The sequence below is a fragment of the Aerococcus viridans genome (assembly GCF_002083135.2).
GTDB lineage: Bacteria > Bacillota > Bacilli > Lactobacillales > Aerococcaceae > Aerococcus > Aerococcus viridans_C.
This window is the reverse complement of sequence record NZ_NBTM02000001.1, coordinates 640,453-655,019: the sequence shown is the minus strand read 5'-3', so window position 1 is coordinate 655,019 and position 14,567 is coordinate 640,453. Positions and strand designations below refer to the sequence as shown.

The window sequence follows — 14,567 nt, the reverse complement described above, 5'->3', positions numbered from 1 at the left end:
TTTTTATTTTTCCTAAGAAAAATAGTTATCCGCATCTCCCTTCTTATTGTAAGCATAAAAATTTTTAAAAAAGGAAGGATATCATGACAAAGTATATTTTTGTAACCGGTGGGGTAGTTTCTTCAATCGGTAAAGGTTTAGTAGCAGCATCTTTAGGACGTTTATTAAAAAATAGAGGTTTAAAAGTAACCATTCAAAAATTTGATCCATACATTAACGTTGACCCAGGTACTATGAGCCCTTATCAACACGGGGAAGTATTTGTATTAAACGATGGAACTGAAACTGACTTAGACTTAGGTCACTACGAACGTTTTATTGATATCAACTTAAATCAATATTCAAACGTAACAACTGGTAAAATTTACTCAGAAGTTATCAACAAAGAACGTCGCGGGGACTACTTAGGGGCAACTGTCCAAGTAATTCCACACATCACTGACTCAATCAAAGATAAAATCTTACGTGCAGGTGATACAACAGGCGCTGATGTCGTGATTACTGAGGTTGGTGGTACTGTTGGGGATATTGAATCAACACCATTCGTTGAAGCGTTACGTCAAATGCGTTCACAAGTTGGTGCTGACAACGTTTGCTACATCCACACAACTTTACTACCATATGTCGCAGCGGCTGGTGAATTGAAAACAAAACCTACACAACACTCGGTGAAAGAATTACGTGGTATGGGGATTCAACCTAATATCTTAGTTGTACGTTCAGAGCATCCACTACCAGACGGTATGACTGCAAAAATCGCACAATTCTGTGACGTTGAAGAAGACGCCGTTATCGAAAACCGTGATGTAGAAACAATCTACACACTACCATTGCGTCTACAACAAGAAGGTTTAGACGATAAAGTATGTGAAGTATTAGGTCTAGACGAAACACCAGAAGCTGATATGCGTGAATGGCGTAACCTTGAAAATCGTGTACTAAACCTATCTAAGAAAGTAAAAATTGCTTTAGTAGGTAAATACGTATCGCTTCAAGACGCTTACCTATCAGTAGCAGAATCATTACGTCACGCCGGCTATGCCCATGACGCAGAAATCGACATCGATTGGATCGACTCTGAAACCATCACAGCGGAAAACGTACAAGAGATCCTTGGCGATGCTGACGGTATCTTAGTGCCAGGTGGTTTCGGTAACCGTGGTATTGAAGGTAAAATCCAAGCCATCAAATATGCACGTGAAAACAATGTACCATTCCAAGGGATTTGTTTAGGGCTACAAGTGGCTTCTATTGAGTTTGCCCGTAACGTATTAGGTTATACTGATGCGAACTCTACAGAAATCAATCCAAACACTGAACACCCAGTAATCGACTTGATGACAACACAATCAGGACTAGAAAACTTAGGTGGGACACAACGTTTAGGTTTATACCCATGTGCCCTTAAAGAAGGTTCTAAAGCACGTGAATTATACAACGATGAAGCCTTAGTTGAAGAACGCCACCGTCACCGTTGGGAATTTAACAATGCTTACCGCGAAGAATTCGAAGCAGCTGGTATGGTCTTCTCTGGAACATCTCCAGATGGTAATCTAGTTGAAATCGTAGAAATTCCAGAACACCCATTCTTTGTGGCATCTCAATTCCACCCAGAATTTATTTCACGTCCAGACCGTCCACAAGCAATCTTTAATGGATTCATTGGCGCAGCCTTAGAAGCATAAGTAATAATAAGATAAAAATGCAAATTATCCGTTCTTTTTGTACGTTTTGTATAAAGGAACGGTTTTTTTATTGGTACGATAATTGATTTGACAGTCTTTAATCGTAATTGTAAATATTTATTAAAATATATGTTGACTCTTTCTTTCTAAGTCGGTACAATAGCCAACAGAGTAAAAACAGGGGAAACTGCACTAGCGTAAGGATGCCCTGCACATAAGAGCTGTTCGCTCACAAGAATAACCATTTTATATTGTCAGTGAACAAATTTTAAGACCAGCATCCGCTAGTATATAATCAGCAACCTTGTTTCGTTGTTGGTTATTTTTTTTGCCCATTTTTAGATAAATGAGAGAAAAATGAAGAAATAATAGAAAGATATGAGAGGAAGTGCCATGTGGATTCGAAGAAACCAATTATTGCCTTAGATTTTCCTAATCAAGAAGAGGTGTTTGCGTTCCTTGATCAGTTCCAAGGTCAACAATTAAATGTAAAAGTAGGTATGGAATTGTTTTATGCTGGTGGGACAGCTTTCTTAAAAGAGTTACAAGCAAAAGGCCACGACATTTTCTTAGACTTGAAATTACATGATATTCCAAATACGGTTGAGCGCGCAATGGCCATTTTAGCCAGTACTGGTGTTGCAATGGTCAATGTACATGCGGCAGGTGGGAAAGAGATGATGCAAGCAGCACTTCGTGGTTTAGAGGCAGGTTCGACAGGTAAACGCCCTATGTTAATTAGTGTCACTCAATTAACGTCCACTTCTACTGAGCAAATGAACGAAGAACAAGGTATTCCAGGTGAAGTATTGGATTCAGTATTGCGCTACGCTAAATTAACTAAAGCAGCAGGCCTTGATGGTGTGGTTTGTTCACCACTTGAAGCAGCAGCTATTAAAGAGGCTTGCGGGGAAGACTTCCAAACGATTACACCGGGTATCCGGCTAGCGACTTCTGTGGCAGACGACCAAAAACGGATCATGACGCCTAGCCAAGCAGCCAAAGGTGGTTCTGACTACATCGTTGTGGGACGACCAATTACACAAGCTGAAAATTCAAAAGAAACTTACGACCAAATCACAAATGATTGGTCTGGACAATAAGGAGGGTGCAAGATGACAGTAGAAAAGGCGGATTTAGTAGCACAAAAATTACTAGAAATTAAGGCAGTAAACTTTAGCCCTGAGGCACCATATACTTGGGCAAGCGGACTTAAAGCCCCGATTTATACAGATAACCGACTAATCATGTCATACCCAAGTGTGCGTTCAACAGTGGAAGATGCTTTGGCTGAATTAATCAAAGAAAACTTTCCTGATGTAGATGTGATTGCAGGGACAGCAACTGCTGGTATTCCTCATGCAGCCTTTGTAAGTGAACGTTTAGATTTACCAATGATTTATGTGCGTTCTTCTGCCAAAGATCACGGTAAACAAAATGCTATTGAAGGTGCTTTAGAAGCGGGCGCAAAAGTAGTGATCATTGAAGACTTGATTTCAACTGGTGGTAGCGTGATTACAGCAGCTGACAAGATTCAAGAAGCGGGCGGAGAAGTTATTGCAGCAGTAGCTATTTTTGACTATTTATTGGCAGCTTCAAAAGATGCTTTCGAACAAGCTGGCTATCCTTTAGTGACCTTGACAAACTACGTGAAGATTTTGGATTATGCAGTAAAAGATTCTAAATTATCACCGTACTATGACAAGTTGATGGAATGGTATCAAGATCCTAAAGCTTGGTCTGAAAAACACGGTTAAGTCGGCTTAATCTACTATACAAATAACAGCTTTACCAGATTTACAACCTTATTTTTTTTTGCCCATTTTTATTTTTAAGGTGATTAAATGAGGGAATTACACCAGGTTTACCAAAAGAGGAGCACAAAAATGGAAAAAACGATTGAAAAAAATACAAGAAAAGATGCATTACAAGCGGAAGATCACAAATTAAACAAATCGCAACGTAATGCCTTGATTGCTGCTATTATTGCATCAGGGACAGATGATTTAAACGTGATGTTCTTATCATTTTCAATGTCATCTATCATCAGCCAACTAGGGATTTCAAGTGTAGCTGCCGGTTGGATTGCCACTATTACCAACTTAGGGATGCTAGCTGGAGGTTTACTATTCGGTGTCTTAGCTGACCGTTGGGACAAAATGAAGGTTTTCTACTTAACGATTCTAACTTTCTCTATCGCAACAGCTTTAATCTTCTTCACGCCAAATATTCAATACCTATATCTATTGCGCTTTATCGCGGGTATCGGGGTTGGTGGTGAGTACGGGGTGGCCATCTCGATTATGGCCGGACTTGTTCCTGCTAAGCAACTAGGCCGGATTTCATCCTTGAACGGGGTTGTCGGTCAAATCGGCTCAATTTCATCAGCCTTACTCGCAGGTTTTATCGTGCCAACGCTTGATTGGAGAGGCTTGTTCCTATTCGGTATCTTACCAATCCTAGTGGTGGTATGGGCGAAATTAACTATTAAGGAAGATGAATTAGGGATTAATACAGATGAAGTCACAGAAGACTTAGTAGGTATTAATAAAAATGAAAAACCTTCTATTAGCGAATTATTTAAGACACCAGGGCAAACCTATCAAACAATCATCTTAATGGTGATGACAACTGTTCAAATCGCTGGCTACTTTGGGATGATGAACTGGTTACCAACAATCATGCAAGAACAAGTTGGTGTGACGGTTTCTGGGTCATCTACTTGGATGGTAACGACAATCTTGGGTATGTGCTTGGGAATGCTGACATTTGGGCAAATTTTAGATAGACTAGGACCAAGATTGTCTTATGGTTTGTATTTAATTGCATCAGCAGTTTCAGTGTATCTGTTCACTTTTGCCAATTCAGCATTAACCATCTTAATCGGAGGCGCTATTGTAGGTTTCTTCGTAAACGGCATGTTCGCAGGCTACGGGGCAATGATTTCTCGTTTGTATCCATTTAAAGTGAATGCCATCGCCAATAACACTATTTTGAATGTTGGACGTGCAGTGGGTGGTTTTTCATCAGTTATCATTGGTTTTATCTTAGATGCTTCAGGTGTAGGTATGGTAATGCTTTTCTTAGCAAGCCTTTATCTAGTCAGCTTTATCGCCATGATGAGCTTGCCGCAACTAAAACAAGCGAACTATGAACAACATCAATTAAATATTCGTCATAAGGCGCTAGATAAGTAATACAATTTGGTTCAAGATTGATAATAAAATAAGACATATTTTAGAGGGTGTAACACAAATGTTGCACCCTCTTTTTAGTATTTGGATATTTCATTGACGGAATAAATATAATTTGGTAATTTGAGGTAGACCTATCATGTGAATGTTTTCTCAAGGAGTGAGTAATGGAAATGAGGACTATTAAAGAAAAGGGTTTTCTAATTTTTGGTTTGTTAAGTGTGGTCCTAGGGAGTGTAGGAGTCATATTGCCCGTTCTACCTACAACCCCTTTCTTGTTGCTTGCTGGCTGGTTTTTCACGCGAAGTTCACCGCGATTTAAAAACTGGTTAGAATCTACTCGTTTATATGAAAACTATGTAGGCGAATTTAAGCGACAGGGTGGTATCAGCAAACGCAAAAAAATTCATATCCTAATGACAACTTATCTTGTGATGGGTTTATCAATGTTACTTATGCCATTGAGAGGTGTACAAATTTTTGTAGGCGTTTGTGGTTTAATTTTTGGTTACTGTCTACTATTCAGGGTGGACGAGGTTTAAGGAGTTGGAGGCTAGTGATTTGGACTTTGAGCAACGGCATTCTATAAATTTGATGGGTACGACGATTGACCTAATGGTTGACCATCCAAATAGTCATTCTTTATTACTTGCTGCAGTCCATCGTTTGTTTCAATTGGAGGCCCGTTTTTCAGCAAATGATCCTTCGTCTGAATTGATGGCAGTGAATCAAGCTGCGGGGATAAAAGCAGTTCAGGTTCATCCAGAGTTATTTCATCTCATTCAAATTGGTAAAAAAGAGAGTGTTGCATCGGGACGAAAGCTAAATATAGCGATTGGGCCTTTAGTTAACTTGTGGCGGATTGGTTTTTCGGATTACCGTAAACCTAGCCAGCAAGAGATTGATGATCGGCTGACTTTAGTAGACCCGAATGAAATTCATCTGGATGAAATAGAGAAAACAGTTTACCTTGCTAAACCAGGTATGTCGATTGATTTAGGTGCGCTTGCAAAAGGGTATGCGGCAGATGAAATTATTGCTTATTTCAAAGATCAAGGCGTAACCAGGGCATCTATTAATCTTGGTGGTAACCTTCGATTCTATGGCCATCGACCCAGTCATACAGAAAGTACACAATGGCGTATAGGTATCCAAGATCCTGACCAAACGCGTGGTTATAACAAGGCCATTGTCGATTTAGGTAACCGATCGGTTGTAACGTCTGGGGATTATGTACGCGTATTCGAACAGGATGGACATCTCTACCATCATATTTTAGATTCCACAAATGGTAAGCCCTTTCAAGCGGACGTTCGCAGTGTTACTGTGGTAAGTGAATCTTCGTTAGATGGTGAGATTTGGACTACTCGATTGTTTCCCTTATCTAAGGAAGCAATTATCAATCAAGCAGAACAAATAGACCATATTGAAGTGTTGGTTGTTGACCAACAAGGACAAGTTACCTATACATCTGGTTTAGAGGGCAAAGTTGAACTTATTTGTTAGCAGGTTATATTTCTACTATGGAAAGGACAGAAAATCATGAAGCATATTATCGGAATCGTAGGTACAAATTCTAAGAAATCTACTAATAGAAAACTTCTGAAATATATTCAGAAACATTTTGCAGATCAAGCTGAAATTGAATTATTGGAAATCCGTGATTATCCAATATTTACTAAACCAGAAGATAAGACACTTCCAAATATTGTTGAAGAGGATGCTAAAAAAATCGAGCAAGCGGATGCGGTTATTATTAGTGCTGCAGAATATAATCATTCCATTACTTCTTCACTAACTAATGCCTTACATTGGTTAAGCTATTATATTTATCCCTTAGCAGATAAACCAATTATGATTACTGGTGCTTCTAACGGTCGTTTAGGATCTTCTAGAGCACAAATGCACTTGCGCCAAATTCTAGACTCACCAGATATTAGAGCACGTGTGATACCAAATTCAGAATTTTTATTAGGAAATTCTTTACAAGCTTTTGATGATGATGGTGATTTAAGTGACCAAAAATCTGTTGAACAATTAGAAGCTATTTTTAAAGAATTTATTCAATTTATTGATCATACACAAGAATTTACGCAGCTAAGAACTGAGACAAAAGCAGCTGCTGAAAACTACGAGTGGACCAAGTAGAAAGGACTAGGATGACAAAATGAAAATTGTTGGAATTGTTGGCTCAACTGCTGAAAAATCATATAACCGTTTATTGTTACAATATATTCAAAGAGAATTCACTGATTTATTTGATCTAGAGATTCTTGAAATTGACCAAATACCTTTATTTAACCAAGATAACCCGGAGTTAGCGACGGAGGGGCCTGTTCACACATTGAATCGGAAAATCCGCCAAGCAGATGGTGTGATTATTGCTACAGCGGAGCACAACCATACAACGCCAGGGCCTTTGAAGAGTGCATTGGAATGGTTATCCTTCACAATTCATCCATTGAAAAACAAACCTGTAAAAATCATCGGTGCTTCTTATCTAGATCAGGGAACATCACGATCACAATTACACTTACGTCAAATTCTTGAGGCACCAGGAATTGATGCTTTAGTCATGCCAGGGCAAGAGTTCCTATTAGGAAATTGTAAAGAGGCAATCAACGCTAATGGTGATTTAGTTGAACCTAGCACTGTAAGTTTCTTGAAAGGTAGCTTAGAGAAGTTTATGAAGTACGTTGAATCTGTTCAACCACTTAAAGATAACCCCGTATTCCCTGAGGAAGATTTAACTGCAACTAAGCATTGTGACACAACCATTGAAGGTGTAGATATGACCGCACCGGATTGGGTTGAGCAAGCTGCAGCAAGAGTGGGCGCTGTCGAAGGTGATACCTATGTGAAACTGGATAGAGGGTTGTTAACAGTAGACCAATTAAACTGGTTCCTAAAGACAATTCCTCTTGAATTGACTTATGCAGATGAAAATAACCAATACATCTATTATAATCGCGTGAAACCTGGTCAAGACATGTTTGCTTCTCGTTACGAAAAAGATGTTGGTAGCCCACTTGGTGCTGTTCACCCACCACGTGCTGTGAAGAACGTTTCTTGGGTAATCTCTCAATTGCGGTCAGGAAACATGGAAGGTGTTCATGTACACGTACCAATCCATAAAGAAAATTATGTTGTCCATAATTATGTGGCTATTCATGATGAAGATGGTAAGTATCGTGGAATCAACGAGCATGTTTTAGACTTGCAACCTGTAATTGAGTGGTATCTAGAACAAACAGGACAAAAGTTAGTGAAAATTGAGGAAGATACAACTGATGCTTCAACTAGCGCTTCAATGAATGGTGCATGGAGTCACGATGACAAAAACGCTGTGGAAGCTGATGCTAAAAGTGGTGCAAGTGATGCAGAAGTAGCAGATACAACCCCTGCAGCTATTGCTACTGATGAAGATTCGAGTGCTAGCCAGTCTTAGTCAGTGTAATAGCCTGGTTTAGGGGAAAATGATTATTTTCAGTCAAAAAAGCCTATAAACGATTAGGATTATTATTGCAAAAATTGTATGAACAGAATAATAAAAACGATGTATGCGTTTGCGAATTGTTATTTTATGGCATCAATTAATATTTAATTTTTTATGAGGCAAAACTCTTGTAAAATGCAATTGATAAGGGTTACAATAAGCACGAGCACATCAAAATTAAAAATCAGGGGGATCTATTTATGCCATTAGAAAACATGGTCGACATGCTGACAAAAGCGAAAGACGGTCAATATGCAGTAGCACAATTAAACATTAACAACTTGGAATGGACTCAAGCTGTTTTAGAAGCAGCCCAAGCAGAAAACTCACCAGTAATTTTAGGTGTTTCTGAGGGTGCTGGTAAATACATGGGTGGCCCAGAAGTTGTTGCCGCTATGGTTAAAGCTTTAATTGAAACAATGGAAATCACTGTTCCTGTTGCATTACATTTAGACCACGGTTCATCTTTTGAAACTTGTAAACGTGCAATCGACGCTGGATACACTTCAGTAATGATCGATGGTTCTCATCACCCAATTGATGACAACATCGCTATGACTAAACAAGTTGTAGAATACGCACACGAACGTGGCGCTTCTGTTGAAGGTGAAATCGGTACTGTTGGTGGTACTGAAGACGGCGTTACTGCTGGTATCAACTACGCAGATAAAGAAGAATGTAAACGTATCGTTGAAGAAGCTGGTATCGATGCATTAGCTGCAGCCTTAGGTTCAGTTCATGGTCCATACTCTGGCGAACCTGTTTTAGGTTTCGATGAAATGAAAGAAATTTCTGAATACACAAACACACCATTAGTATTACACGGTGGTTCAGGTATTCCAGAAGAGCAAGTTAAAAAAGCAATCGAACGCGGTCATGCGAAAATCAACGTAAATACTGAATTACAAGTCGTATTTACTGCTGCAGTTCGTGAAAACTTAAACAACGATGACAAAGTATACGACCCACGTAAAGTTTTAGCACCAGGTAAAGCTGCGATCGTTAAAACAGCACGTGAAACATTACGTATGTTTGGTTCATCAAACAAAGCATAATTCATTTTAGCCAGTGAATTTCCGCTTTATATATCCTTTTTCGAGCAATGACCTTTTGGTTGTTGCTCTTTTTTTGTACTTGAAATCCTCAGATTTACGTGAAATTGCCCTTTTTGCAAGATGTTTAAACCTTTCGAATGAATAATGGTTGATTCATGGGTTATAATAAATTAAATGGCTCCCATAACTGATTGTATATATGTCAAATTTTACATAGAAGTTAAAAAAACAATTAAAATTGGCGGGGACGGTAGTTATATCATAGAGAATTAGGTATAATCAATCTTGCATTATCTATCATAGAATCGGAAAAAGTGTGTAAAAATAGCATGTGTGACGAGTATAGGTAATTAATGAACAAACAAGAGTTAGTCTATGAAATTAACAGAATGAAAAATAGCGTAAATAAAACGAAAATGAAAACGATGAGTGAGGGGTTTTATAATGGAAAAATTTATCATCAAGGGTGGTAATCCGTTAAAGGGTGAGATTACAGTTTCTGGAGCGAAGAATAGTGCAGTAGCGCTAATTCCTGCAGCGATTATGGCGGATTCACCGGTGGTAATTGAGGGCGTACCGGAAATTGACGACGTGTTCGCTTTAATTGAAATTTTGAAAGACTTTAATGTAGACGTTGATTTCAATGAGCACGTGATGCGTATTGACCCAACGAACATGGAAAATATCCCAATGCCTGATGGTAAGATCCAAAGCTTGCGCGCATCTTACTACTTCATGGGTGCCTTATTAGGTAAATACGGTGAGGGTGTTGTTGGTTTACCAGGTGGTTGTAACTTGGGTCCTCGTCCAATGGATTTACACTTAAAAGGTTTTGAAGCTTTAGGTGCTGAAGTAAGCAATGAATTAGGTGCTATGCATTTAACAACTAACGGTAACGGCCTAACTGGTACTGAAATTTACCTAGATGTTGTCAGCGTTGGTGCAACAATCAACATTATGTTGGCAGCTTCTCGCGCTAAAGGGACAACTGTCATTGAAAATGCAGCCCGCGAACCTGAAATCATTGATATTGCAATGCTTTTAAACAAAATGGGTGCTAAGATTAAAGGTGTGGGTACTTCTACTATCCGTATCGAAGGTGTGGACGAGATGCACGGTGCTTCTCACCAACAAATTCCTGACCGTATCGAAGCCGGCACTTATATTGCAGCTGCTGCGGCAGTTGGCCAAGGGGTTACTGTCAATAACGTCATTGCTGAACATATTGAAAGCTTCCTAGCGAAATTACGTGAGATGGGAGTCAAAATGGACATCAGCGATGATGCTATCTACATTCATCCAAATGATGGTCAATTAAAAGCTGTAGATGTTAAAACAGCACCATACCCAGGTTTTGCAACTGACTTACAACAACCTGTTACGCCATTATTATTAACAGCGAATGGTAACGGTAAATTAGTAGATACGATTTATCCAAAACGTGTGAAACATGTACCTGAGTTAGCGCGTATGGGTGCAAATATTGAAGAACACAATGACCAAATTACTTACAATGGTCCTAACCAATTAACAGGTGCAACTGTGACGGCTTCAGACTTACGTGCTGGTGCTGGTCTAGTGATTGCTGGGTTAATGGCTGAGGGTGAAACTGAATTATATGGTGCCGGTAATATTTTACGTGGTTATGACCATATCGATGAAAAATTGTCAGCTTTAGGTGCTGATATTCAATTGGTACAATACGATTATTCTACAGTAAACTAATGTTGTCGCTGTAGTGATGCATGTTAGGACTGCGGCAAGGGTGTCGCAGTCCTTTACATTTTTACCCAAACAACAAGCAAGTCCTCTCTTAACACTTCTTAGACCCAAGGAGCTCCTGGCTTCATGATAGCTAGCGATATCTTTAAGCACTCAGCTTCAAGGCGGTCGTCCTTTTCCAGAAAGTAACTAAGTATTGATAGAAATGAAGGTTTTTTTATGTCAGATAATGAGCAAGAACACGTGAAGTTGCATAGTTTGCAGGCCATGACTTTGAAGGAGATTTACCAGTATGCGAAGGCGTATAAGGTCCCTTATTATAGTCAAATGAATAAGAAAGAGCTGATTATGGCTGTCTTGCGGGCACAAGAGGTGAGTCAGGGCTTTATGAATGTCGAGGGTGTGCTTGATATTACGGGGTCTGATTTTGGTTTCTTGCGGTCGATTAATTATTCGCCTAGTCAGGAGGATATTTATATTTCAAATTCTCAGATTCGCCGGTTTGGTTTGCGGAATGGGGATTTGGTGTCGGGTACAGCTCGTCCGCCTAAGGCTTCTGAGCGGTATTTGGGTTTGATGCATGTGTACGCGGTGAATGGTAAGGACCCGGATGAGGCGAAGGAACGGGCGCATTTCCCAGCCTTGACCCCTGTTTATCCGAATGAACAGTTACGGTTGGAATCGACGCCTGGACGTTTGTCTGCGCGGATGATTGATTTGATTTCGCCTGTTGGTTACGGTCAACGTGGTTTGATTGTGGCACCTCCTAAGGCTGGTAAGACGGTCTTGATGAAGGAAATCGCCAACGGGATTACAGCTAATAATCCGGATGTTGAGTTGATTATGCTTTTAATTGATGAGCGGCCTGAAGAGGTAACGGATTTGGAGCGGTCAATTGATGGGGAAGTGGTTTCGTCTACTTTCGATCAACGACCTGAAAACCATGTGCGGATTGCGGAATTGGTTTTAGAAAGGGCTCGCCGTTTGGTGGAAGATAAGCGTGATGTGGTCATTTTGATGGATTCAATTACGCGTTTAGCCCGTGCTTACAACTTGGTTGAGAAGCCGAGTGGCCGGACGCTATCTGGTGGTATTGATCCAGCGGCTTTCTATAAGCCGAAGAAATTCTTTGGATCAGCCCGAAATATTGAAGATGGGGGTTCCTTAACTATTCTGGCGACAGCTTTAGTAGATACGGGTTCTCGTATGGATGATATGATTTATGAGGAGTTCAAGGGAACGGGTAACGCTGAGATTCACTTATCTCGTGACTTGGCAGAGTCTCGTGTCTTCCCAGCGATTGATATTCGTCGTTCGTCTACACGTAAGGAAGAGTTGTTGCATGATGAAGCAACCTTGAAAGTTTTATGGAAATTGCGCCAGACGATGAAGGGTGATATGTTGGTTTATACCAATGAAATGCTGAAGGAAATGAAGAAAACTGAAACCAATAATCAATTTATTGACCGGCTTGATGTCTTCTTATCCAAAGGGAAAAACAAGGGTAAATCATAAAAATCTACTTGAAAGTGATGGGGCATTATGATAGACTACTCGTGTTATGTTAAAAATAATCTCTGGGCTGCAGAAGTTCAGGGCGAAAAGGAGAGTATGTACAAATGAAACAAGAGATTCATCCAGATTACCATCCAGTAGTATTTATGGATACAAGTACAGGATACAAATTCTTATCTGGTTCAACAGTTAATTCTGCTGAAACAGTTGAGTGGGAAGATGGTAACACTTACCCATTAATCCGTGTTGAGACTTCATCAGACTCACATCCATTCTACACTGGACGTCAAAAATTCACACAAGCAGATGGTCGTGTGGACCGTTTCAACAAAAAATACGGTTTCAAAGACGAAAACGCTGCAGAATAATAAAAAGACTGAGTTTATCAGTTTTCAAGGGTATCCATGTTGGATATCCTTTTTTTATGTATTTAAATTTAGGTCATCATATATCTAATGTTTATAATGATGATAACCCTAAAAGGTGGATAGGGAACTCTTTATGTTAATTTAACCATCGACAATTCTCCTAATTTAGTAAATAATAGATATAGAAGATTAAAAAATAATTAGAGGAGATGTTATATATGACAAAAAAAGCAATTGCAACTGAAAAGGCACCAGCAGCTCTAGGGCCATATTCTCAAGCCATTAGTGTGAATGGGACTGTTTATGTGTCTGGACAATTACCAATTGATCCAGCAACGGGTGAATTTGCGTCTACTGATATTCAAGGGCAAACCCGTCAATCATTAACCAATATTCAAGCTATTTTAGCGGAAGCGGGATTGGATATGTCTAATGTAGTAAAGACAACCGTTTTATTGGATAATATTGATGATTTTGCGGCTATGAATGAAGTCTATGCTGAATTCTTTACAGGTGTAACGCCTGCTCGTGCTGCTTTTGAAGTAGCCGCGATTCCAAAAGGCGCGCTTGTTGAAATCGAAGCAGTTGCCGTCGAAGGTTAGTGACTGAAAAATAAAGTATAAGATTTGAAAGAGTAGCTTTCCAAGCAGAATTATAAAAAAAGAAAATATTGAATAGCTTTTATGCGTGTTGGTGAATGATCTCATCAACGCGTTTTTTATTTTGTTAGTATTCTAATAGAAAACGACCTGCCTTTTTGAATAGACGGGTCGTGAATCTTGTTTATAAAATATCTTCTAATGTCGTTTTAAAGGTCTGCATGCCCATTTTTTCATAGAAAGATTTGGCGGAGTTGTTGAAGGCCCAAACGTTTAAGGTGATGCGGCGACAACCTGTATCGGCGGCTAATTCTTTAGTGGCTTGGTAAAGGGCTTGGCCGACATGTTTGCCGCGGGCGTTTTGATCAACACAGATATCATCAATGTATAAGAATTTCTCGCCAACTAAAAACTCACTTTCAGCGGTTACTTGGTAAATCCCAAACATGTAACCAAGTATATGATTGCCTTCAACAGCGACTAAAATTGGGCGTTGTGGATCTTCAATAATGTTCGCAATTTCATCCGAAGTATACTTAGGCGCTTTCTTCAGGATGTCCGGCCGAGCATGGTGGTGGATTAAGTTGACTTGTTCTAGTAGTTTTAAAATATCAGGAATATCTATATCCTGTGCGAATCGAATATCCATATGTGCCTCCAAAAGATTTAATAAGTCCATGATACGCCTTTAATCCTTATTGTCAAAATGGTTATCCCTCTTTTCCTGATAGGCAAATACAATCAAAATCCTTCAATTATTCAGTAGCCTTAAAGTGAGCAAAGCAATTGCTAATGGCTAATGAAAAAGGTACTATTCGAGTAGATAGTTGACTTGTCTTTCAGTTAGAAAAAATTGTAGAAAACTCTTGAGAAATGCAGAGAAGTATAGCGTGAAAGCAAGTAATCAAAAAATGATGATAGCTTATATATGGA

Annotated in this window: 14 protein-coding genes; 13 read left to right on the top strand and 1 reads right to left on the bottom strand. The window is 39.4% G+C overall.

Annotated elements, in window-relative coordinates:
• Nucleotides 1-83 precede the first annotated feature (83 nt).
• The 13 genes from A6J77_RS03295 to A6J77_RS03235 all read left to right on the top strand — a co-directional run bounded on the left by A6J77_RS03295 (nt 84) and on the right by A6J77_RS03235 (nt 13,637).
• Nucleotides 84-1,685, top strand: coding sequence for a CTP synthase (locus A6J77_RS03295; RefSeq protein WP_083068188.1), 1,602 nt, complete (start codon nt 84-86; stop codon nt 1,683-1,685).
• A 395-nt stretch (nt 1,686-2,080) separates the two neighbouring features.
• Entirely contained in the window at nt 2,081-2,788 is a 708-nt protein-coding gene (gene pyrF, locus A6J77_RS03290; protein WP_083068187.1) for an orotidine-5'-phosphate decarboxylase, read from the top strand.
• A 12-nt stretch (nt 2,789-2,800) separates the two neighbouring features.
• Nucleotides 2,801-3,442, top strand: a complete 642-nt coding sequence (gene pyrE, locus A6J77_RS03285) for an orotate phosphoribosyltransferase (RefSeq protein ID WP_083068185.1) — start codon at nt 2,801-2,803, stop codon at nt 3,440-3,442.
• A gap of 129 nt (nt 3,443-3,571) precedes the next feature.
• The gene (locus tag A6J77_RS03280) at nt 3,572-4,882 is read left to right on the top strand and encodes an MFS transporter (protein ID WP_083068183.1); all 1,311 of its coding nucleotides are present in this window, start codon (nt 3,572-3,574) and stop codon (nt 4,880-4,882) included.
• A 164-nt stretch (nt 4,883-5,046) separates the two neighbouring features.
• Nucleotides 5,047-5,421 carry a YbaN family protein gene (locus tag A6J77_RS03275; protein WP_083068182.1) on the top strand — a complete coding sequence of 125 codons (375 nt, stop codon included), beginning with the start codon at nt 5,047-5,049 and terminating at the stop codon, nt 5,419-5,421.
• Nucleotides 5,422-5,440: 19 nt separating this feature from the next.
• The gene (locus A6J77_RS03270) at nt 5,441-6,385 is read left to right on the top strand and encodes an FAD:protein FMN transferase (RefSeq protein ID WP_083068180.1); all 945 of its coding nucleotides are present in this window, start codon (nt 5,441-5,443) and stop codon (nt 6,383-6,385) included.
• 36 nt (nt 6,386-6,421) lie between these two features.
• On the top strand, nt 6,422-7,027 hold the full coding sequence (locus tag A6J77_RS03265; RefSeq protein ID WP_083068179.1) for an NADPH-dependent FMN reductase: 606 nt from the start codon (nt 6,422-6,424) through the stop codon (nt 7,025-7,027).
• A 19-nt stretch (nt 7,028-7,046) separates the two neighbouring features.
• Nucleotides 7,047-8,327, top strand: a complete 1,281-nt coding sequence (locus tag A6J77_RS03260; RefSeq protein WP_083068177.1) for an NAD(P)H-dependent oxidoreductase — start codon at nt 7,047-7,049, stop codon at nt 8,325-8,327.
• 248 nt (nt 8,328-8,575) lie between these two features.
• A complete protein-coding gene (gene fba / locus A6J77_RS03255) occupies nt 8,576-9,430 on the top strand; it encodes a class II fructose-1,6-bisphosphate aldolase (protein ID WP_083068176.1) in 855 nt (284 codons plus the stop codon).
• Nucleotides 9,431-9,874: 444 nt separating this feature from the next.
• Nucleotides 9,875-11,155, top strand: a complete 1,281-nt coding sequence (locus A6J77_RS03250; RefSeq protein ID WP_083068174.1) for a UDP-N-acetylglucosamine 1-carboxyvinyltransferase — start codon at nt 9,875-9,877, stop codon at nt 11,153-11,155.
• Between the two features lie 216 nt (nt 11,156-11,371).
• Nucleotides 11,372-12,667 (top strand): transcription termination factor Rho, encoded by a 1,296-nt coding sequence (rho, locus tag A6J77_RS03245; RefSeq protein WP_083068173.1) that lies wholly within the window; start codon nt 11,372-11,374, stop codon nt 12,665-12,667.
• Between the two features lie 104 nt (nt 12,668-12,771).
• Nucleotides 12,772-13,035, top strand: a complete 264-nt coding sequence (locus tag A6J77_RS03240) for a type B 50S ribosomal protein L31 (RefSeq protein WP_083068171.1) — start codon at nt 12,772-12,774, stop codon at nt 13,033-13,035.
• Nucleotides 13,036-13,253: 218 nt separating this feature from the next.
• Nucleotides 13,254-13,637 carry a RidA family protein gene (locus A6J77_RS03235; RefSeq protein ID WP_083068169.1) on the top strand — a complete coding sequence of 128 codons (384 nt, stop codon included), beginning with the start codon at nt 13,254-13,256 and terminating at the stop codon, nt 13,635-13,637.
• A 181-nt stretch (nt 13,638-13,818) separates the two neighbouring features.
• Here the strand turns inward: A6J77_RS03235 and A6J77_RS03230 are convergent, their stop codons facing one another.
• Nucleotides 13,819-14,283: a GNAT family N-acetyltransferase gene (locus A6J77_RS03230; protein ID WP_227645110.1), complete on the bottom strand. Its 465-nt coding sequence runs from the start codon at nt 14,281-14,283 to the stop codon at nt 13,819-13,821.
• Nucleotides 14,284-14,567 lie beyond the last annotated feature (284 nt).

Bases quoted from the DNA above. Each gene is read 5' to 3' on its own strand.
- pyrE (WP_083068185.1), top strand. From the start codon at position 2,801: ATGACAGTAGAAAAGGCGGATTTAGTAGCACAAAAATTACTAGAAATT.
- rho (WP_083068173.1), top strand. From the start codon at position 11,372: ATGTCAGATAATGAGCAAGAACACGTGAAGTTGCATAGTTTGCAGGCC.
- A6J77_RS03230 (WP_227645110.1), bottom strand. From the start codon at position 14,283: ATGGATATTCGATTCGCACAGGATATAGATATTCCTGATATTTTAAAA.
- A6J77_RS03240 (WP_083068171.1), top strand. From the start codon at position 12,772: ATGAAACAAGAGATTCATCCAGATTACCATCCAGTAGTATTTATGGAT.
- A6J77_RS03235 (WP_083068169.1), top strand. From the start codon at position 13,254: ATGACAAAAAAAGCAATTGCAACTGAAAAGGCACCAGCAGCTCTAGGG.
- A6J77_RS03265 (WP_083068179.1), top strand. From the start codon at position 6,422: ATGAAGCATATTATCGGAATCGTAGGTACAAATTCTAAGAAATCTACT.
- A6J77_RS03275 (WP_083068182.1), top strand. From the start codon at position 5,047: ATGGAAATGAGGACTATTAAAGAAAAGGGTTTTCTAATTTTTGGTTTG.
- A6J77_RS03250 (WP_083068174.1), top strand. From the start codon at position 9,875: ATGGAAAAATTTATCATCAAGGGTGGTAATCCGTTAAAGGGTGAGATT.
- fba (WP_083068176.1), top strand. From the start codon at position 8,576: ATGCCATTAGAAAACATGGTCGACATGCTGACAAAAGCGAAAGACGGT.
- A6J77_RS03295 (WP_083068188.1), top strand. From the start codon at position 84: ATGACAAAGTATATTTTTGTAACCGGTGGGGTAGTTTCTTCAATCGGT.
- A6J77_RS03280 (WP_083068183.1), top strand. From the start codon at position 3,572: ATGGAAAAAACGATTGAAAAAAATACAAGAAAAGATGCATTACAAGCG.
- A6J77_RS03260 (WP_083068177.1), top strand. From the start codon at position 7,047: ATGAAAATTGTTGGAATTGTTGGCTCAACTGCTGAAAAATCATATAAC.